The 18,574-nt window shown below is 54.3% G+C and carries 16 protein-coding genes; 10 read left to right on the forward strand and 6 right to left on the reverse strand.

From position 1 onward, the window contains the following. Positions 1 to 3: 3 nt before the first annotated feature. From AC1MEA_RS20710 to AC1MEA_RS20720, 3 genes are read right to left on the reverse strand one after another with little or no spacing between them, the layout of a single operon-like run. On the reverse strand, positions 4 to 624 hold the full coding sequence (locus AC1MEA_RS20710) for a TetR/AcrR family transcriptional regulator (protein ID WP_480417223.1): 621 nt from the start codon (positions 622 to 624) through the stop codon (positions 4 to 6). Then, a complete protein-coding gene (locus AC1MEA_RS20715) occupies positions 611 to 1,462 on the reverse strand; it encodes a 3-hydroxybutyryl-CoA dehydrogenase (RefSeq protein WP_480417224.1) in 852 nt (283 codons plus the stop codon). Before AC1MEA_RS20715 ends, AC1MEA_RS20710 begins: the two co-directional genes overlap by 14 nt. Positions 1,463 to 1,472: 10 nt before the next feature. Beyond that, on the reverse strand, positions 1,473 to 2,654 hold the full coding sequence (locus AC1MEA_RS20720; protein WP_480417225.1) for an acetyl-CoA C-acyltransferase family protein: 1,182 nt from the start codon (positions 2,652 to 2,654) through the stop codon (positions 1,473 to 1,475). 184 nt (positions 2,655 to 2,838) lie between these two features. Here AC1MEA_RS20720 and AC1MEA_RS20725 point away from each other — a divergent pair, with 184 nt between their 5' ends. The 4 genes from AC1MEA_RS20725 to AC1MEA_RS20740 all read left to right on the forward strand — a co-directional run bounded on the left by AC1MEA_RS20725 (position 2,839) and on the right by AC1MEA_RS20740 (position 6,659). Further along, complete coding sequence (locus tag AC1MEA_RS20725) at positions 2,839 to 3,837, forward strand: AraC family transcriptional regulator (RefSeq protein ID WP_449636139.1); 999 nt, start codon at positions 2,839 to 2,841, stop codon at positions 3,835 to 3,837. 744 nt (positions 3,838 to 4,581) lie between these two features. Then, positions 4,582 to 5,031, forward strand: a complete 450-nt coding sequence (locus tag AC1MEA_RS20730; RefSeq protein WP_480918181.1) for a methyl-accepting chemotaxis protein — start codon at positions 4,582 to 4,584, stop codon at positions 5,029 to 5,031. Positions 5,032 to 5,184: 153 nt separating this feature from the next. Further along, positions 5,185 to 5,628 (forward strand): hypothetical protein, encoded by a 444-nt coding sequence (locus AC1MEA_RS20735; protein WP_219061773.1) that lies wholly within the window; start codon positions 5,185 to 5,187, stop codon positions 5,626 to 5,628. Positions 5,629 to 5,981: 353 nt separating this feature from the next. Then, on the forward strand, positions 5,982 to 6,659 hold the full coding sequence (locus AC1MEA_RS20740) for a dTMP kinase (RefSeq protein ID WP_480417226.1): 678 nt from the start codon (positions 5,982 to 5,984) through the stop codon (positions 6,657 to 6,659). Between the two features lie 501 nt (positions 6,660 to 7,160). On the opposite strand, the gene AC1MEA_RS20745 is transcribed toward AC1MEA_RS20740, so the two are convergent. The 3 genes from AC1MEA_RS20745 to glaH all read right to left on the reverse strand — a co-directional run bounded on the left by AC1MEA_RS20745 (position 7,161) and on the right by glaH (position 10,942). Next, a complete protein-coding gene (locus tag AC1MEA_RS20745; protein ID WP_449636855.1) occupies positions 7,161 to 8,537 on the reverse strand; it encodes an aspartate aminotransferase family protein in 1,377 nt (458 codons plus the stop codon). A 79-nt stretch (positions 8,538 to 8,616) separates the two neighbouring features. Continuing rightward, positions 8,617 to 9,876 carry an L-2-hydroxyglutarate oxidase gene (gene lhgO / locus AC1MEA_RS20750; RefSeq protein WP_449636854.1) on the reverse strand — a complete coding sequence of 420 codons (1,260 nt, stop codon included), beginning with the start codon at positions 9,874 to 9,876 and terminating at the stop codon, positions 8,617 to 8,619. A gap of 88 nt (positions 9,877 to 9,964) precedes the next feature. Continuing rightward, on the reverse strand, positions 9,965 to 10,942 hold the full coding sequence (glaH, locus tag AC1MEA_RS20755) for a glutarate dioxygenase GlaH (RefSeq protein ID WP_480417227.1): 978 nt from the start codon (positions 10,940 to 10,942) through the stop codon (positions 9,965 to 9,967). A 193-nt stretch (positions 10,943 to 11,135) separates the two neighbouring features. Here glaH and csiR point away from each other — a divergent pair, with 193 nt between their 5' ends. The 6 genes from csiR (at position 11,136) to AC1MEA_RS20785 (ending at position 18,546) form a co-directional block, all read left to right on the forward strand. After that, positions 11,136 to 11,855, forward strand: coding sequence for a DNA-binding transcriptional regulator CsiR (gene csiR, locus AC1MEA_RS20760; protein WP_257604301.1), 720 nt, complete (start codon positions 11,136 to 11,138; stop codon positions 11,853 to 11,855). A gap of 948 nt (positions 11,856 to 12,803) precedes the next feature. Further along, positions 12,804 to 14,612: a Mu transposase C-terminal domain-containing protein gene (locus AC1MEA_RS20765; RefSeq protein ID WP_480417228.1), complete on the forward strand. Its 1,809-nt coding sequence runs from the start codon at positions 12,804 to 12,806 to the stop codon at positions 14,610 to 14,612. Between the two features lie 250 nt (positions 14,613 to 14,862). Continuing rightward, a complete protein-coding gene (locus AC1MEA_RS20770) occupies positions 14,863 to 15,732 on the forward strand; it encodes a TniB family NTP-binding protein (protein ID WP_480417229.1) in 870 nt (289 codons plus the stop codon). Then, positions 15,732 to 16,457, forward strand: a complete 726-nt coding sequence (locus AC1MEA_RS20775; RefSeq protein ID WP_480417230.1) for a hypothetical protein — start codon at positions 15,732 to 15,734, stop codon at positions 16,455 to 16,457. The genes AC1MEA_RS20770 and AC1MEA_RS20775 overlap by 1 nt, the downstream gene beginning before the upstream one ends. Positions 16,458 to 16,489: 32 nt before the next feature. After that, positions 16,490 to 17,527 (forward strand): TniQ family protein, encoded by a 1,038-nt coding sequence (locus AC1MEA_RS20780; RefSeq protein WP_480417231.1) that lies wholly within the window; start codon positions 16,490 to 16,492, stop codon positions 17,525 to 17,527. A gap of 704 nt (positions 17,528 to 18,231) precedes the next feature. Beyond that, positions 18,232 to 18,546, forward strand: a complete 315-nt coding sequence (locus AC1MEA_RS20785; protein WP_480417232.1) for a hypothetical protein — start codon at positions 18,232 to 18,234, stop codon at positions 18,544 to 18,546. The last annotated feature ends 28 nt before the right edge of the window (positions 18,547 to 18,574 follow it).

Here is an 18,574-nt window from a genome sequence, read left to right on the forward strand (position 1 = left end):
TCTTCAGGCTACCGATGCCTGAAGACCATGCGTTCTTGAGTGACGTGTAGCAAGCAGCCGCTCAATCGCCCCCATCATCAAGTCTTCCATCAGTTCGTCGCGGTCCTGATCGTCAAGGGTGCGCTGTGCCAACCAGGAGGGCGCGCTGCTGAGTAACGAGGCAATGGCGTGCCCGGCGGCCTGAAGCCGATGCGGGGTCAACAGTGTTCTATACCCCAGTGCCACGAGCAGTTGGCGCTCATATTGTTCGCGCAAATGGCTGACACGCAATTGTTGTTCTTCGTTCAGGCAACAACTGTCGCGTTCAGCCAGGCGAAAGTGCAACGGCATTTCCCGGTACAGATTCAGGTGCGCCCGGATAATGACTTGCAAGGTGTTCACCCCGTTATCGGGGCTTTGCTCTATCAGACGTACAGTGGTCAGCAGTTCTTCGTAAAGCTCCTCGATCAAGTCGAGGAGCAAATGCTGTTTGCTTGGGTAATGGTGGTAAAGCGAGCCAGGTGTAAGCCCGAGATAGGTTGCCAGCTCGCGCATGCCAACCTGCCCGAATCCCTTTCTGGCAAACAGATCCAGTGCCTTGTCACGGCTCTGAGCGAAGCGTGAGCAGCGTTCAGGTATAGACATGGAAGCCGCGCCCGCTTTTGCGGCCCAGATAACCTGCCGCGACCATTTCTTTGAGCAATTGGGACGGACGGTATTTCGGGTCATTGAAGCCATCATGGAAGCTCTCCATGATGGCCAACATGGTATCCAGGCCAATCAGATCCGCCAGCGCAAGCGGGCCGATAGGGTGATTGCAGCCTAGTTGCATGCCGGTATCGATGTCCTTGGCGTTGGCCAGGCCTTCCTGCAAAACGAAAATCGCTTCGTTGATCATAGGGCACAGAATGCGATTGACCACGAAGCCCGGGCTGTTGCGAGCCGTGACTGCACTCTTGCCAATGTGGTCGGCGAGTTTCAGCGCCAAGGCGTGGGTGGCATCCGACGTTTGCAAACCGCGGATGACTTCCAGCAATGCCATCATCGGGACAGGGTTGAAGAAGTGCAGACCAATGAAGCGAGCAGGGTGATTGACCACTGCCGCCAATTCGGTAATCGACAGCGATGACGTGTTCGTTGCGATAACGCAGTCATCACTCACGGTGTCATCGATTCGTTTGAGAATGCGTTTTTTAAGCTCCAGATTCTCGGTTGCCGCTTCGATGACCAGCTCGGCTCCATTCAGCGCCGCGTAGTCGGTGCTGAGGGATATCCGGGCGAGAGCACCTTGCTTCTCCGCCGCTGTAATCGTTTCTTTGCGTAGCTGGCGATCAAGATTCGCCGTCAGCGCCGACAGACCTTTTGCGAGCGCCTCATCGGAAATATCAATCAATGTCACGTTTATTCCGGCAAGTGCACACACCTGGGCAATCCCGTTGCCCATGGTGCCTGCGCCAATGACTGCTAGCTTTTGAATACTCACTTACAACCCCTCAAACGCGTTCGAAAATAGCAGCGATGCCTTGACCGCCACCAATGCACATGGTCACCAGCGCATAGCGCCCGCCGATGCGGTGCAGTTCATGGATAGCTTTGGTCGCAATGATCGCGCCGGTAGCCCCGACCGGGTGGCCAAGGGCAATGCCCGAACCGTTCGGGTTGACCTTGGCCGGATCCAGATTCAATTCCTGAGTCACCGCACACGCCTGCGCAGCGAATGCGATATTGGCTTCGATAACGTCCAGATCAGCGACCGTCAGACCCGCACGCTTGAGCGCAAGACGTGTGGCCGGGATCGGACCGAGGCCCATCAATTCGGGCTCGACACCCGCATGGGCATAAGCGACCAAACGGGCGAGGGGACGCAGGTTATTGGCTTTGACTGCGGCACCGGTGGCCATCACCAACGCGGCTGCACCGTCATTGAGGCCGGATGCATTGCCAGCGGTCACCGATCCGTCCTTCTTGAAGGCCGGCTTCATTTGCGCCAGTTGTTCCAGAGAGGTAGCACGGGGGTGCTCGTCGATATTGAACAGTTGGGTGCCTTTTCGGCTGCGAATTTCAACGGCAGCGATTTGCTCGATAAAGCGACCTTCCTCAATGGCACGAAACGCCCGGGTCTGGTCTTCCATGGCCAGGGCATCCTGCATCTCGCGACTAATGCCATTGCGTACGGCAATATTCTCGGCGGTGATGCCCATGTGAATACCCTGGAAGGGGTCGTGCAGAATACCAAGCATGTAGTCAATCGCCTGGGTGTTCCCCATGCGGGCGCCCCAGCGAGCGGCGGGCAGGATGTACGGACCACGACTCATGGCCTCGACACCCGCGCCAATGGCGATCTCAGCGTCGCCCAGCAGCAAGGTTTGTGCAGCCGAGATGATCGCTTGCAAACCGGAGCCGCACAGGCGGTTGACGTTATAGGCGGGCGTTTCTTTCGGGATACCCGCGTTCATCGCCGCGACTCTGGAGATGTAGGCATCCTGCGGTTCGGTCGGAATGACATTGCCCATTACGACATGTTCCACCTGCGCCGGGTCGACGCCACTGCGTTGCAAGGCAGCCTTGACGGCCGTGGTTGCCAGATCGGCCATCGGCACGTCTTTTAGCGATCCGCCAAAGGTGCCGATTGCAGTGCGTGCGGCACCGACAACGTAAATATCAGGGGTGTTCATGGAGGGTGTCCTCGTCTGGATGACGGGCTTTCCAGCGGCCTTACCGAATTCAGGTAATGGCGCCGCAGCCGACATCTGGGATAATGCTGATCAGGTGGACAGTCTAAGGGGCGAGCAGGCGCCGGGCCTATGCCATAACCGCTCAGCAAAGCTGCTATTTTTTGCCATAGGCAACCCAGGATCCATGAACGAAAAACACTCCGTTTCTTCCTACTTCGCCAAGGCGCTGCTCTATCAATTTAGTGGCCGGCCGGTGGAGACGGGTCGTCTTTTAGAGCAAGCAGGGTTTGCGGAGCGCTCAGTGGATGAACTACCTGAACGGGTAGCCGCGACAAACTTCGCCGCGCTTTGGCTGGCCGTGGTGAAGGAGCTTGACGACGAGTTTTTTGGCTTGGACTCCCATGGCATGCCCTTGGGCAGTTTCGCCCTGATCTGCCGAGGATTGATCCAGGTCCCTACGGTGGAGAAGGCGCTAAAGCAGTCGCTCGACTACTTCAAACTGTTCCTGCGTGACATTGAATGTGAAGTACAGGCCCGCGGTAAACGCAGGGTGGTGGTCATGCGTTGTACCAGCAAGGATGAGCATTTACGGGCCATCGTGATTGAGACCTTCATGGTTCTGATCATTGGGCTGATGTGCTGGCTGGCTGGCAGGCGTATGCCCATCAGTCGAGTGCAATTCGAACATTCGTTGCCTGGGCACGGTGATGAGCACTTGCTGTGGGGTGCTTACGTGGAGTTTGACGCGAGTATCACGGAAATCGAACTGGACCCGGAATGTTTGAAGCTTCCGGTCATCCAGGACCGACAATCGCTGTACACCTTTTTACGTAACGCTCCGCAGTCGGTGTTTATCCGCTTTCGTAACAGAGAGGGATACAGCGCCCGAATTCATCAACGCTTGAAATCCTGCGGCTACGATCACTGGCCAACGCTTGAGCAGCTTGCCGCAGAGTTTGCGATTAACCTCAGCAGCCTGCGGCGTGCTTTAGAGCGTGAAGGTTTTACCTACCAACAGATCAAGGACGAAATGCGTCGTTCCATCGCCTTCGAACGATTGCGAACGACGTCCATGAGCATCGCCGAAATTGCTCACGAGGCGGGGTTCCGTGAACCCAGCGCGTTCCATCGAGCGTTCAAGCAATGGACCGGGGAGAGCCCTGGCGTTTTTCGTCGTCGGTAAGGTCTGAGGGGGGTGGTCCAAATAGCTGCTGAAAACGTTTGTCGGCCCCTTGCCCGGGTCAGGTCTTGCCTACCTCGGGCACCATGACGCCACTTCTGCACAAAACGGATAGGTATCTGCACAGGTCGGATATTGCGTTTTGTTTCGTCTCCATAGCCTCACATGGCCTCAAAAAAACGATGGACTTATCGTCCGCCGTTCTAAAAAAAATAATGAGAGACGGATGCCATGCGCAATATTGACGTACATGAGGTTATCGATAAACCGGCTGATCTTCAGTTATACCTGAACGCTGCTGTGATCGGCATGGAGGCTCATAGAGCACGTAAAGTCTGGGCAGGTTTGCTGTTGATGGTTGCAGGCGTGGGCGCTGTGGTGTTGGCCTGGGGTGATAGCGGGCGCCTGCTGCTGGCCGGTGGAATAACCCTGGCACTGCTGCTCGCCGCCGCGCTTTATCATAGGCAACCTGCTGTTGTGCGACAGGAGCCGCCGAAGCGCGAACTGGAGGTTCCGGTACTCAGTGCTCCCGTCGCCGTTGTGCAGGAACACGCTCAGATGCCCAACCCTGTGTGGCCGGGTGCACAAGTGCAGGCGACCCTGGAGCAGTTGACCCAAGCGGTGCTGCAGACTGAGGAGGACATGCGCTTCGCCGATCAGTTGGCACGGGCTGCCGGCGAACGGGTGAAGTCGAGTGCGCAAAGCATACAGTCTTCGGCGAGCGTGCTCGGGGATCTGAATCTCTATATGCAGGGTCTCGATCAGGTGTTCAACGAGCTGAGCAGTCAGTCGGTACGAATCGGCGCCATTGTCGGTAGCATTCAGGACATTGCCCGGCAGACCAATCTGCTGGCATTAAATGCCGCCATCGAGGCCGCAAGGGCGGGCAGTCATGGTCGAGGTTTTGCAGTGGTGGCGGACGAGGTGCGCAATCTGTCTCGCCAGGCCGCTGATTCCAGTGCACAGATCCGACAAATCGCCACGGGCCTGGAACAGTCTGCCGAGAATGCGCGCCTAGGTATCGAACATTTGGCGGGGTCGACACGGTTGGGCCTGGAAAAGGCCGAGGTCGCGTTGCACTCAATGGGCGAGCTTCAAAATGGTGCGATAGCGAGGGTAGAAGTGGTCGAACGCATCATGCAACGGTTGGCCAGCCTGCATGAGTTGTCATTGCAGGCCAAACGGATAGTCGCATGAATCCGTCTGCGTCCTGAAGACACGACGCGCCTAAGCGCAAAGGGCACAGAACTGTGTACCAGCTTGCTTACCAAACAGGTACACAGTCGATCTCAAGTCCAGCTAAACGATGTCGATGATGGATTTAACCTAAACCCAAACAGGATAAGTCCCATGGTTAGCATCACCGCTGTTTCGATCAACCAGACCCTTTCGACGCCTTTGAGCAAAACCACGATCACCGACAGCAGCGGCGATACCACGTCTGCTACCGCAACTACCAGTGCATCCGGCGATACCACCAAGACATCCGCTGGCGGTGCAGCGCCTGCTGCCGGTGGCAGCAGTTCGAGCAGCAGTACTGAATCCGATACAGTGAAAGAGCTGCGCAAGCAGATCGCCGAGCTGCAAAAGCAACTGCAGGAACAACAGCAGCAACTGCAAGCGGCTCAGGCCAAGCAGGAAAGCGCCGATGCCAAAGCCGCAGACGTAGCGGCAGCACAATCGCAGATCGCGACCACCTCGGGGTCGTTGCAGACCGCCACAGCGTCGTTGTTGCAGGCGTTGCAGGACGAAGGCAGCAGCACCACGGGTTCGATGGTCAGTACCTCGGCTTAATTCGCCGACAACCTGAAATCGAAATTTAGTTATTGCTAATTACGGATATAAATACTCAGCCGCACTGAGTATTTATATGAAGGGCGAGGGGGCGATCGCCGGGTTCCTGCTGACTTCCGCTTAGTTGAATACTTGAAATTGAAAGACTTGGATGTCGATAATCCTGAGGATTTTTTTGCTGGTGATCAACGCTAATGTAACCCTGGTTTTTGAGACCTGTTAGCCAGAAATCAGGTTAGAGTGTTCATCAATATCTGTTCATAAGGTCCCTCCATTCGATTCGCGTAGTCGCGCCAAGCGGTTCCAGCGAACGAACCGGGCAAAAAAACCGTATACCAATCGTTATGTGAAAAATGAATCGTCCGCTGTTTGTTTCTCTAGATGGGCCCAAGGGAACCGGCAAAACCACACTGTTGGAGGCCGTTACGAAAGTACTGAGGGCAGACAACAAAAAGGTGATCCGACTTTGCGAGAAAAAAAGTGATCCCTACAGGGGTGAAACAATGGCCCTCGTTAACAAGCTCGTCAGAAATCCCACCCGGGATTTGGAGTTGGGGGTTTGTGAGCGCTTTGCTGATAGCCGTACCTGGATTTCCCAGCACGTGCTGGCTAAACAGCCACCAGGCAGCATCATCTTGATCGATCGCTGGTACCCGTCTGATGCCGCGTTTCGCCGGATAATCCCGTTTGCAGAGATTCTACAGTTGAACATTGATCGAAACGTGCGAGTGCCAGACTTGCATGTCGGGGTTGTCACCGCCCCTGATATTTCATGGGAGAGGGCAGCAGCACGACGGCGTGGGCTGAGCAGTACTGTGATCCATAAGCTGGAAGAGCATGTCACTTGTACCAAGGCGTTCGAGCGAGCGATTTCAGATAACGGCTGGGTTTTATGCCGTAATGAAGGAACGATCGAAGACGCAACGATGCAGGTGATTTCGGAGATCTATAGAGTCCTTCGATGCCCCGTAGGCGAAGTACGCTGCGCCGGCCTTGATGCGGTTGAGATAGCTGTAGATATAGATCGTTAGCAGGATCGAAGGGGTAATTTGTCGCCGCAGCGGTAGCCGACTGGCGCTTTGATCTGGGTGCCCGTCAACGAAATCTGAGCCGAAGCTGCCCGGGACGGGTCTTACATGACCAGACGGTTCGAGCGTCGATTGCTGGAAATTATTGTTGACGCCAATGCTGAATTGACCCACGTGCTGACGCGAGACTAACCCACCTTCAAATCAACACAAATCCAGCAAAGGTAGTGGTTCGCGAGGAGTCTGAGCGGGTTAGTGATATCTCGCCAACTGGGTCAATTCGGCCTCGGCCATGGCTCTTCTCTTTATTTTTGTATGAAGAGTCATGATGTTAAGAGAAGCGGGGCGCCGAATAATTGCTGTGGGGGGGCCTATCTTTTGTCATTGAGTGAACGGGCACAGCGTCCGGTTGATTACTCTCTGCCCTGTCCGCAAAGCCGCTTGCTTACTATAAACGAGCGGCTTTTTTATACGCGAAGAACTCCCTCAGGGATCGCTGGCGACCTAGCGGCTAGCGTTGAACCAGCGTTGGGTATCCTCCAGCGAGCGGGCAAAACGCTCGAGGATCAAGCGGATCTCGGATTCGCTGGAAATCAGCGGCGGGCAGAAGGCAATAGCATCGCCCATATTGCGAGTGATCATGCCGTGCTCCTGAGCGCGACCGGCCAGGTAGCGACCGAGCTTACCTGTTACCTCAAATGGGGCTTTGCTTGCACGGTCGGCGACCAACTCCACGGCGGCGATCAGGCCCTGCCCACGCACTTCGCCCACCAACGGGTGATCGGCGAATTGGTTCAGCCCGTCCTGGAGGATCTTGCCCATGGCGGCGGCATGCTGCACCAAGTTGTCCTCTTCAATGATCTTGATGTTTTCCAGTGCTACGGCGGCAGCGACCGGATGGCCGCCGGCGGTAAAACCGTGGCCCAGGGTGCCCAAGGCATGGCTCTGGTCTGCGATGCCTTGATAGAGCTCGTCGTTAATCAGAATCGCCGAGATCGGCTGATAGGACGAGGAAAGCTGCTTTGACAGCACCATCACGTCCGGGCGAATGCCGAAGGTCTCGCTGCCGAACATGTTGCCGGTACGGCCGAAGCCACAGATCACTTCATCCGCGACCACCAGTACGTCGTACTTGCGGCAGACTGCCTGAATTTTATCCCAGTAGGTGCGCGGTGGAACAATCACTCCACCCGCGCCCATCAGCGGTTCGCCGTAAAAAGCGGCGATGGTTTCGGGCCCTTCGCGCAGAATCAGGTTTTCCAGTTCTGCGGCGAGGCGATCGGCGAACTGCTCCTGGCTCTCGCCGGCCAGCGCATGGCGATAGTGATGCGGGTTGCCGACATGGTAGAACCCTGGCAGCGGCACATCGAAACCGCGCTGGTTGGCTGGCAGACCAGTAAGACTGGCGCTGACAATGGTGATGCCGTGGTAACCATTGATGCGACTGATGAATTTCTTTTTGGCTGGTTTGCCCAACACGTTATTGCGATACCAGATCAATTTGACCACGGTGTCGTTGGCTTCGGAGCCTGAGTTGGTGAAAAAAACCTTGCTCATCGGCACCGGCGCCAGCTCGATCAGTTTGTCTGCCAGTTCGATGCTGGGGGCGTGCGCCTTGTGGCCGAACAGGTGGTAGAAGGGCAGCTTGCGTAGTTGACTCTCTGCGGCCTTGATCAGGCGTTCGTTACTGAAACCCAGGGCTGCGCTCCACAGGCCGGACATGGCCTCAATGTAGGGTTTTCCCTGGTCGTCATAGACATAGATGCCCTCGCCACGCTCGATGATTAGCGGGCCGACTTCCTCGTGCACACGGGCATCGGTGTAGGGGTGAAGTTGGTGTTGTACGTCTTTTTCGGCAAGTGACAATTTATTATTGTTCATTGATTAGCACTCATGGATACAGGAAAAAGTTTCGATGACACGAGGGTGTCTCGGCGGCGCCCATCTTGGGCACGCAGCCTCAGGTTGCAGTGGATGCAGCCCGAACGGAGTTGAACGGTTTGACGAAACTGACGCCGGTGCTTGCTAACTGCTCGCGGACCTTGTCGACGATGTACGCACCGATCGGGATGGCCGACGTCGCCGCGGGCGATGGGGCGTTGCAAACGCTAACGCTGCGGGCGGTGTTGATGAACAGGAAGTCGTCGATCAGCTTTCCGTCCAGCGAGACAGCCTGGGCGCGCACACCGGCCGGGTAGGCGGTGAGATCGCTCTTGGTGATGGTTGGGCAATACTTCTGAACTTCTTTCAGGTAACCACCCTTGAACAGCGAGTTTTTCATCTCGATCAGGCCGGGGCGCAGGTTCTTCATCAGCACCTTGAGAATCCCCGGAGTGGTCAGGGTTTCGAACATGTCGGACAGCGAGATATCGGTCTTGCGATAACCTTCACGCTTCATCGCCAACACAGCGTTGGGGCCGACAGTGACGGTACCGTCGATCATGCGGGTCAGGTGCACGCCGAGGAATGGCATGGACGGATCCGGGATCGGGTAGATCAAGTGATTGACGATCTGGTTGTGTTGCTTGGGCAGCAGGTAGTACTCGCCACGGAACGGGCAGATGATGAAGTTCGGCTTGATCCCGAGCATGCGCACGACGCGGTCGGCCATCAGGCCCGAGCAGGTGATCAGGAAACGCCCGTGGTGCTCCTGATTGCCGGTGCGCACCACAACTTCATCGGGACGCTCGTCGATGGCGACCACTTCGCTGTTGTAGCGGATTTCGCCACCGGCGTCTTCGAATTCGCGGCCCATGGCTACGGTGACTTGTGCGTAGTTCACGATGCCGCTGGACGGCACGAAGATACCGCCCAGACCGATGATGTTCGGCTCGCGCTCGCGCAGCTCGGAGGCCGACAACCACTCGCGCTTGAGACCGTTGGCTTCGGTACGGTCCCACAACGCGCTCATACGCTGCATTTCTAGCTCATTGGTGGCTACCAACAGCTTGCCGCACTCGTCGTAACGGATACTGTGCTTGTCGCAGAAGGCCTTGGTCGCCTTGTTTCCTTCCAGGCAGAAACGTGCCTTCAGGCTGCCGGGGGTGTAGTAAACGCCGGCATGGATCACGCCACTGTTATGGCCAGTCTGGTGCCTGGCCGGGCCGGACTCTTTTTCCAGCAGGAGGATCTTTGCGTCCGGGTAAACCTGGGTCAGTTGCATGGCCGTGGACATGCCCACAATGCCGCCACCGATGATAATGAAGTCGTACGCAGCCATTAGCTTGCACCCACCTGAATTACGTTTTGTTTGAGGCATGACGAGGACCGCACGTGGTGGCCCTCGTCATTTCAGCTGTTGGCAAACCTTACTGGCCGCGCTGGTACATGGTTTTTTGGTAGCTGATGTAGCCACGCTGGCGCATCAGCTCACGACGCAGACCCGGGTGGGCGGTGAAGCGGTCACGGCCGTGCAGCCAGAACATGTTGTTGACCAGGACGAAGCTACCGACTGGCACCGGCACAGACACCTTTTTCTGGCTGCCTTCCAGGGATTCGCTCATGGCGGTCAGCCAGATGCCTTCCTCGAAGTCCTTGGGCTGCACGAACTGGTCGATATAGCGCATGGTCGGGCGGCCTTCAGCGTCGTTGTCGAACACCGCGTGGAACACGTCTTCACGCACGTTCTTGCTCGGTGGCGCGGTGAAGCGCATTTCACGGCGGGCCAGCGGGTGCGTGCAGTAGTGGGTCAGGTCTTCCCAGTCGTCCAGGTGCAGCAGCAGGGTGTTGCCGCCTTCCATGTTCTGCTCGTCGATCTTCATCATAAGCACGTAGTCGGTGCGCTCCTGGACAAAGGTGCCGTCGTTATGCAGTTCCATCACACGGTGTGGCTGGCGCAGATAGCTGTCGGAATTGTCGGTGTTGACCACTGCGAAGCGCGCGTAGAACTGGCCGCTCATGGCATCAAAGTTGGAGCGACCGATTAGATGAGCCACTGCCGAAGAGAACTTGACCATGTCATCCGCCTGGGTCACGTCGCACAGGCCTTCAGGGGTGATCAGCATGCCGCCGGTGGCGCGGTCCAGGATGGTGTTGATCAGAACCGGGCGCAGAGTACCTTCGCACAGATCGTCAAGGATCTGACCGACGCGAAAGCGCAGGAACGACTTGTACTCCAGTGCCTGTACCGGCCACTCGGCAACAGCACTAACGAACGCGTCGACGGTTTCCTTGGCGAAGGTCAGCTCAAGCAGGCGAGGTGACTGCTTGGAAGGGGCGAGGGTGAAGCCCTTGCTTTCCGACGGCAGCGGCATCACAAGGTCCTGAATCTGAGTAAAGGCGTTCATGGCGGCTCCTGGCAAAGTGGGTGAAAAGCGCTTTCCCGTATTGATGTGGGTCAGCTAAAGGAGAAAATATCGCCATTAATTTAAAATGTCTACATTTTTCAAAAGAAGCGACAAAATAGATCATTGTCTGATATTTTTCGGCCAGTAGATGTTTAGGTATAATGGCGACTTTGACGAGTTGAGGAGCAGTACATTGGATAGCCTCACCCCAAGGCAGAACTCTCTATTCAGCGGGTATGAGCGACTTAAGCGGGACATCATCCGTGGAATTTTCAAGCCTGGAGAGAAGCTCCTCATGAGCGGTCTGAAGGAGCGTTATGACCTTGGTGTAGGCCCGCTGCGAGAAGCTTTGTCACAACTGGTTGCTGAACACCTGGTGGTGGTAATCAGCCAGAAAGGCTACCGCGTAGCGCCCATGTCACTGCAGGAAATGCAGGACATCTATGATGCCCGCGCCAACTTGGAGGCCATGATTGTCGGCCTGGCCATCGAACGCGGCGACGACGCCTGGGAAGCTCAGATACTCGCGCAGTCCCATACGCTATCTAAGGTGATGGACGTGAAAACCCGCGAGCAGGTGCTCGACGTCTGGGATGAGCGGCACAAGTCTTTCCACAGTGCCATTGCGGCTGGCTGCGGCTCCAAGCATTTACTCCAGGCGCGTACCTACCTGTTTGACCAAGCCGAGCGCTACCGCCACCTGTGGCTGACACAAACGGTTTTTTCTGACGAAGCCCTGAAGCTCAAGCGCGAGGAACATGCCGCGCTGGTCGAAGCCATCCTCGCCCGCGATACCGTTCGTGCAACCGCAATGATGCGCAACCACCTGATGACTCCAGTGCCCATCATCGTCGAAGTTATGCAGCGCGGCGGGCTGGGCAAGGCTTCCGTTGCAGTTTCAGCTTCGGGCTGAGCCAGAGGGCGTTTGTATGCAGCGGCTGGATCCTGACGTTGGAGAAGCTAGAAGAGCTGTGTATGTTGGCGCTGATTGAAAATCTATCCAGCGTCCAATTGGAGCTCGTCCCGGGCCACGAATAGGGTCGCGCCTGGCGATCCTTAAAACTGACGCGGCTTCAAAAACCGACTCACCGCACCATTGCGCATACAGGCATCGAGCGGCGAGCCATTTATGTTGATGGGGTTTGTGTAGGAGACAAATATGCCAGTCGAAGTCCGACCGCTAGGCGTGAAGTGCAATATTGCGTGTCACTACTGCTATCAAGACGCGGTCCGAACAGTAGGTGGCGATTCCCTTCGGCGTTCTGTGTCTGTAGATTTTTGGCATGTTGCACAGAGGATAAGACAATAGGGACAGTTGGAGCCGGAGTTGTTAGCGGTATCTAAAAATAGTACTCCTCCTAACCCCTCGTAAAACCTAAGTCCGGATGTTTATTAGATTTAAAAAAGAGAAAATAACGAATGTTTTCTTCTTTTTAATAATTGACCAAAAGGTCAAATAAACATTTAATATTGTTACTTATCAGAAAGATAGGAAAAAAATGATAAATACGATTTGACGAAGCTCGGGTTGGTGCTAAACCTCATCATTCAGGCACCTAGAAGACACCCTTGCATAAGCGATAAGCGATGACTTATAGATGATACTGTGTGCAGCCAGTTTCCTATCGCTTCCCTACAGATCTCTTCTTCCTGCCATTAATTAAACCTTAATGGGAATATGGATATGAAAAGTGCACAAGTCGCACTATCGAAAGTAGTTCGCGTTAATTCTCCGCTGAATTCCACTTGCAAAGGTAAGTTCTCTCGCTCTTTTTCTTGCGTTTGTGGATATACCCGGGCCGGCCATGCCACCGGTTTTGCGAGCATAGCTTTCGACTTCGGCCAGGAATAGGAGGTCATCATGTATCAGGCATATATGTACAACGGCGCCATCTGGATTCTTCAGTCGGTCGACCCCACTACCCGGAAGTTTGTTCTTCAGTTGCTTGGCGGCAACAAGGTGATCACACTTGACCCTTCAGAGGCCAAATTGGTCGACGTACAGCAGTTTTCTGGGGAACTTCAACAGCAAGTTGAGAAGCATACCGAACTCCTTCCCATCGATACTGACAAGGTCAGCGTTAAGCGCAAGGAGAAGGCTCGCGAACGCTACAATGCCATCACCCTCGAAGTAAATGGTGAGATTGACGCTGAAAAGGCAGCTGCGAAATGCAAGCTTTCCCTTAGTCAATATTATAAGGTTAGGCAAGATTACGATCCTGCTATTGGTGTCCCCTCTTTATTTGGGCAAGCTCGTGGCCGCCCGGAAGGAACCAAGATAATCTTGGACGAGGTGGAGCAGATCATTCAGGAACAAATCGTTGTTTGGTATGTTGGAGAAAACCCTTCGAAGAGGAATGTCTGGAAGGGGGCGCAGGCAGAATGCGACAAAAGACATCTGCCTGTGCCTGCATATGAAACGGTGTGCGATCGGATCGATGAATACTCAAACCATAGTCTTGCCCTCTCGTCACGAGGCAAGGACTATGCATCAGATCACTACAAGCTCAGGACTGGCACCCGTGCACTGCTTAGGCCGCTTGAGCAAGCGCAGATGGATCACACGCTTGCTGATTGTTTCTTGTGCGCCAAGTATGACCGCACTAAGGTCGTCGGCCGGCCTTGGCTCACCCTCGTTGTCTGTTCGAAGACGAAGGTCATTCTTGGTTTCTGCGTCAGTTTTCGGTACCCCTCCCTGGGGAGCGTGGCGATCGCGCTGAGGCATGCCGTGACCAGCAAAGAGGAGTTCATGAAAAAGCTCGGGCTGGAAGATCACGAGTATCCATACCGGGGGGTAATGATAGAGCTCTTTATGGATAACGCTCGAGAGTTTAAATCTAAGAACCTCTATAGCGCTTGCGTGCTTGAAAATATCAAAGCGCGGTATCGCAGGGAGAAGCAGGAAGGCGGTATCGGCGAGCGGCTCTTCGGCACACTGAATCTCGGTACGATTCACGTTCTCCCTGGGGGAACAGGCTCCAGGCCCCGGAAAGACCGGGATTATGATCCCACTAAGCATGCATTGCTGACGCTCGATGAGTTCATCCGCGAGCTGACATTAGGTATCTGTGAATACCACGACACCATTGGTGGGGACGATCACAAAAGTCCTCGCCAGCGTTGGAATGAGTATTTCACCGGAGAAGATGGACAGCCTTTTGCACCGGCGCCGATCCATAATCTGAAGAGATTCATCATTGAGATTCTCCCCGAGGTGACGCGGCGGGTGCAGTCCTATGGCGTCCCAATTCACACCATTTTTTACTATACGCCGTTGCTCAAAGACTTGGTCGGCAAGAAGGTTCGGATCAAGTACGACAACGCCAACCTGTCCCGCGTTGTGATTTGGATCGATGGTGATTGGGTTGAGGCAGCAGCAAGGGGGAATCCGCCGGAAACACTCACAGAGCTTCACATCAACAACGCGTTCCGGCCGAAACACGGAGAACTGGGTAAACACGGACTGGCAGCACGCAACAAACGCACCGAGTCCCTTAAGGCGCTCAAGGATCTCGTCTTGCAGAAGTCCCGTGAAATCATTGAGTACGAGCTGGATTCAGACGTTGCCGCAATCTCGCGTGCTCCACGTCCTGCACCGCTTCGCGAGATCGTTGCAGATCGCAGGGACTTTACCAAGATCGCCGATGCGTATCCTGGAGAGGAGCAATGACTGTCTCGAGCTCTACAACCTACTACGCCCAGCGTAACCGCGAGCAGACTTCTGCATCTTGCCCCAATGGTGCAGTTTCGTGGAATTCCCAAAGGATTTTTCCGACAAGCATCGCTCGGGATGGGGGCGGAATTCAGTGGGCTCTGACCATTCCTCCGTAATCCACGAACTCACGAGAAATTGATCGTTCCGGCCGCAACATGCGGCCACCTGCATCTTTGGTGTTCAGTCAGCCTCACGGAGGCTCGAAATGTACGATCATCTTGCTCCCAAAGCAGCACTTGTCGCAGATCTGTCAGACGATCAGCGTATCGATTACTGCAGGAAAAACTTCTTCATTCACACTGATTTTACAAAACGGGTCATTGATGATGTCCGTTTGATGATCCGAATGGAGCGTGGCGGTACAAACGTGTGTCGAGCGCTGATAGGGGAGACCGGTATCGGTAAAACAGCGTTGGTCAAGGCCATCGTTGCGGCCTGCAATACCGCTGATCATTTCCCAATTGAGGTCGTAGATCTTGCCAACTTTGGGCGGCGTACGGATCTTCAGGACATCCTAGTGTCGTTGCTCGGCTTCACACAATCTCCACAAAAGATGGCGAATCCGAACGGAGTCAAGCTCATCAAGTCCAAAATCCACGAGCTCGGCTTGCGGATGATCATTTTCGACGAAGCCAACGCTTTGGTGTCAGCCAAGTTTTACGCGGACGGGAATCGGACGCTTCTCCGCGCGATGTCCAATGCTGATATTGGTCTGAATGTCATGCTGGTAGGCACTCCGCACATCCTCGGTTTTCTACGGAAGAACGACGAGCTCCCCTCGCGGTTCGGACGTATTGACATGGTTAACTGGGACGCTGAATCAGCTGACTTTTCACGCTTTCTGAATGGGTACCTCATGCTGCTTCCTTTGCGTAAGCGGTCAGTGATCGACTCATTGGACATGCAGCAATTAATCATTCGCTTGGGCGGGCAACTCACCCGTGACATCAAGCGGATTCTTACTGATGCAGCCATTTACGCAATCGCTCATGGGGTCGAATGCCTTAACGAGGAAGTCATCCTGACGAGCTACAAGGAAGCCTTGGCCTTTTATGCTCCGAATGGAGTGATCTGATGAGGCAGCGGTGGCTCGACTGTTCAGGGAATCAGCCAGTCCTGAAGGCGTGCGAGGCGCTTTTAGAAGGCGGAAGAGCCACGTACGGTGCACAGGGGCGCCTCATCTTCATAATGGGTGCCCCTCGTGCAGGTGCATCAGCGATTGCAAGGAGGCTGCATCAGGTATCAGTGCGCCGGGGCATAAGTGCTCTGGCGTTGGGAGAGTCACCTTGGGGGACGAATGTAAATCTGCGAAACCGCTATTTTAGATCGCTAGAAGTACCTCTAATACCCGATGAGTTTTGGAGCAACGAGCTCACCTCTAGGCCCTATGAAGCGGTGGTTGCGCTGAGGGCATATCAATCTGTCCTCATTGATGACGGTCATGATTATTTTCGTTGTAACAAATCCGTAGTGAGGCGTAATTTCGAACGGATGCTTCAGCTAACAGAAGTGCCAGCCAAGCGACAGGTCTTCCTATTTGGCCTGCATGACATCCTCGAACCCATCGCTATCAAAGCTGCAAACGCGGGTGTCGAGGTACTCCGGTTATCTCTCTCCACAATGCCAAATGACGAGCAATACAACGTGTTCGTGACTGGACTGATGATTCGTTATCAGCTTGACGGCGATGTGGAGCGGCCGTCGGTAGATATTGGCGCCGTGCACCGGTTCACTAAAGGGAGCGTAGGTTTGACATCGGATGTGGTTCGAGACCTTTGTAGCGGGTTGATGCTGATTTAACTCCACCAATGTGTCAGGAAGCAGGAGGGGTGATGCGATCCAGAAACTTCATCAAAGGATTGACCAAGCCATTCGCAGACGAAACGCTTTCGTCCTGGCTTTCAAGAAATGCCACCAACCCCTGTGTTGTTAAAGTACACAGTGCTTTCTTGGACAGCTGTCGGGTTATGGCAAAATCAGCTGCAGGATCGGATGTAGACAGGCTATACGAGCAACAAGGGTTTCTGTCCTGGTTTCCAGACAGCGATCGCGCAGCATTGGCAGCCACATTCAAGCTTCCGGCTGACACTATTGCGGTAGGGGGAAGCTTGAACTACTGCCCGCAGTGCTTAGCCGACGATGTCGCCAGGATGCATGCGCCGGCCTGGCGCAAGGCTTGGAGAGTGCGTGGCGGCTGTTTTTGCGGGTTCCATGATGAATTGGCTCTCCTCCAGCGCATGTCTGTTTCAGGCAAGGGACAGTTTAATCAGGCTTGGCTGGCGTTCAGTCAACATGCTTCTACTGGAAACTTCATATTTGGCAACCACTTTATTCAGCGTCTTGTATCGCTGCGTGCTACGGCTACAAAAGAACAAAAGCTATGTCGGATGGTTCTCAAGGTAATGCGTTGGGTGGAGTCGGCGCCAGATCACCCAGCTTATGGCCGACCGTCGAAGCAATGTTTGCTTTTTTTGCTGGGTTTTTTTCTTTATCGTCCGTTCGCTAGATGCAAAGGAGGTGTTGGACAATGGTTTTTGAACTCCACAAGATCCACCCCTGAAACTTCCTGCCGTCCGTTCAGGTCGCCCAGTATTAATGAGCTTACTATTGGAATAGAATTATCCTCACCTCGAAATTTAGCGTTAAGTAATCTTCTAATAGGGTGTGCTTATGGCTTGCTTAGTGATGATGATATCGACTTCATAAGTAATGCTCTTTATTTTTCTAATACTCCATTTCCGAGGCGACCAAATGAATTACGTTCTCTCGCTTGCTGTTTCCAGCCTGGGCATCTTCTAGAGTTTAAACGATCGGCTGCGAGGAGTCTGCATGCGGGTGATATGGCGCATTTGGATTGGCTGTTTGGATAGCCTACTCCACAGAAGGTAATTGCCGGCCGCGCGAGTACAACCTGTCACTCCCATGCTGCCTCCATCCCAATGAATACCGTACGATGGATGCCCGCCGCTCGGTCACCGAGGGCTGCGGTAGAGTGAGAATTTTTCGCTAATAGATAGGATCTATCGTGGTAATTCAAAGCTTCAGTCAGGTGGCGAGAGGGTTCCCTACCTTGGAAGGCCAATTACCATCAAATTGCCCGGACATAACCAATTGATTTAGTGAAGCTAATTTCGAACCGAGTATGCCCATCTAAGACCTTCAAGCGTCCTCACGCGAAACTTATGCTATATATTGACAGTGCACTGGCTTCTGCACGCGCCTAGTGTAACGATGTGGAATTGGCTGGAAAGGGGAGCAGGTCGTCGCGGCTAGCTTCCTTGAACGTAGTCATTTTTTCCATCATCGGGATTGATGGTTGGCCTTGCTGTAGCTTCTCGGGGGTCACTCAACGTATCGAGTTTTCGGATGGGTTTTCAATGGTTGGTGCCATCATTGATGCGTTTTCGGGGGAATGTTAAAACAGGCTCAGCGGGACGCGGACGACGTAGTTTGGAGGGATTGATGATGGCCGAGACTTACTGTTCGGGTGTACCAAGACAGGTTGGAGAGGCTAGGAAACGAAGCCAAACCTGCCAGCGCCACAGCGTCCTTACTCCAGTAGTGGGTATAAATTATGACTAGGCCACATTCCCTGTTGAAATATAAGAAAGCACAATTTGTTCTTTCAAGAGTGCTTACCGAGCTGACACAAAATCAATCTGTCGATCCAAACTATCAGCTCGATCTTGAATTTGACCGTGAGATTAATGCTCTTCTTGAGCGCTATGGTTATGATCCACAACAAGCTATAGCGTTGATTAAGCGGCACGAGGCATTGGAAGATAGCCTTCGAATGTCTCCAGATGGAACCTTGGCACAAATCTATTCTGACACTCTCGGAAAAAGTAAACCGAAAACCGGACAGAAATCCAAGGGGTTGGTTAGCTAAACTGCGAGATTGCTATGGGAAGCGTGAT

It is taken from the genome of Pseudomonas sp. ASL8 (genome assembly GCF_056680355.1).

Coding starts and splice junctions, on each gene's coding strand:
- AC1MEA_RS20710 (WP_480417223.1), bottom strand. CDS start 624: ATGTCTATACCTGAACGCTGCTCACGCTTCGCTCAGAGCCGTGACAAG.
- AC1MEA_RS20720 (WP_480417225.1), bottom strand. CDS start 2,654: ATGAACACCCCTGATATTTACGTTGTCGGTGCCGCACGCACTGCAATC.
- AC1MEA_RS20725 (WP_449636139.1), top strand. CDS start 2,839: ATGAACGAAAAACACTCCGTTTCTTCCTACTTCGCCAAGGCGCTGCTC.
- AC1MEA_RS20730 (WP_480918181.1), top strand. CDS start 4,582: ATGCAGGGTCTCGATCAGGTGTTCAACGAGCTGAGCAGTCAGTCGGTA.
- AC1MEA_RS20735 (WP_219061773.1), top strand. CDS start 5,185: ATGGTTAGCATCACCGCTGTTTCGATCAACCAGACCCTTTCGACGCCT.
- AC1MEA_RS20740 (WP_480417226.1), top strand. CDS start 5,982: ATGAATCGTCCGCTGTTTGTTTCTCTAGATGGGCCCAAGGGAACCGGC.
- AC1MEA_RS20745 (WP_449636855.1), bottom strand. CDS start 8,537: ATGAACAATAATAAATTGTCACTTGCCGAAAAAGACGTACAACACCAA.
- lhgO (WP_449636854.1), bottom strand. CDS start 9,876: ATGGCTGCGTACGACTTCATTATCATCGGTGGCGGCATTGTGGGCATG.
- glaH (WP_480417227.1), bottom strand. CDS start 10,942: ATGAACGCCTTTACTCAGATTCAGGACCTTGTGATGCCGCTGCCGTCG.
- AC1MEA_RS20765 (WP_480417228.1), top strand. CDS start 12,804: ATGTATCAGGCATATATGTACAACGGCGCCATCTGGATTCTTCAGTCG.
- AC1MEA_RS20770 (WP_480417229.1), top strand. CDS start 14,863: ATGTACGATCATCTTGCTCCCAAAGCAGCACTTGTCGCAGATCTGTCA.
- AC1MEA_RS20775 (WP_480417230.1), top strand. CDS start 15,732: ATGAGGCAGCGGTGGCTCGACTGTTCAGGGAATCAGCCAGTCCTGAAG.
- AC1MEA_RS20780 (WP_480417231.1), top strand. CDS start 16,490: ATGCGATCCAGAAACTTCATCAAAGGATTGACCAAGCCATTCGCAGAC.
- AC1MEA_RS20785 (WP_480417232.1), top strand. CDS start 18,232: ATGACTAGGCCACATTCCCTGTTGAAATATAAGAAAGCACAATTTGTT.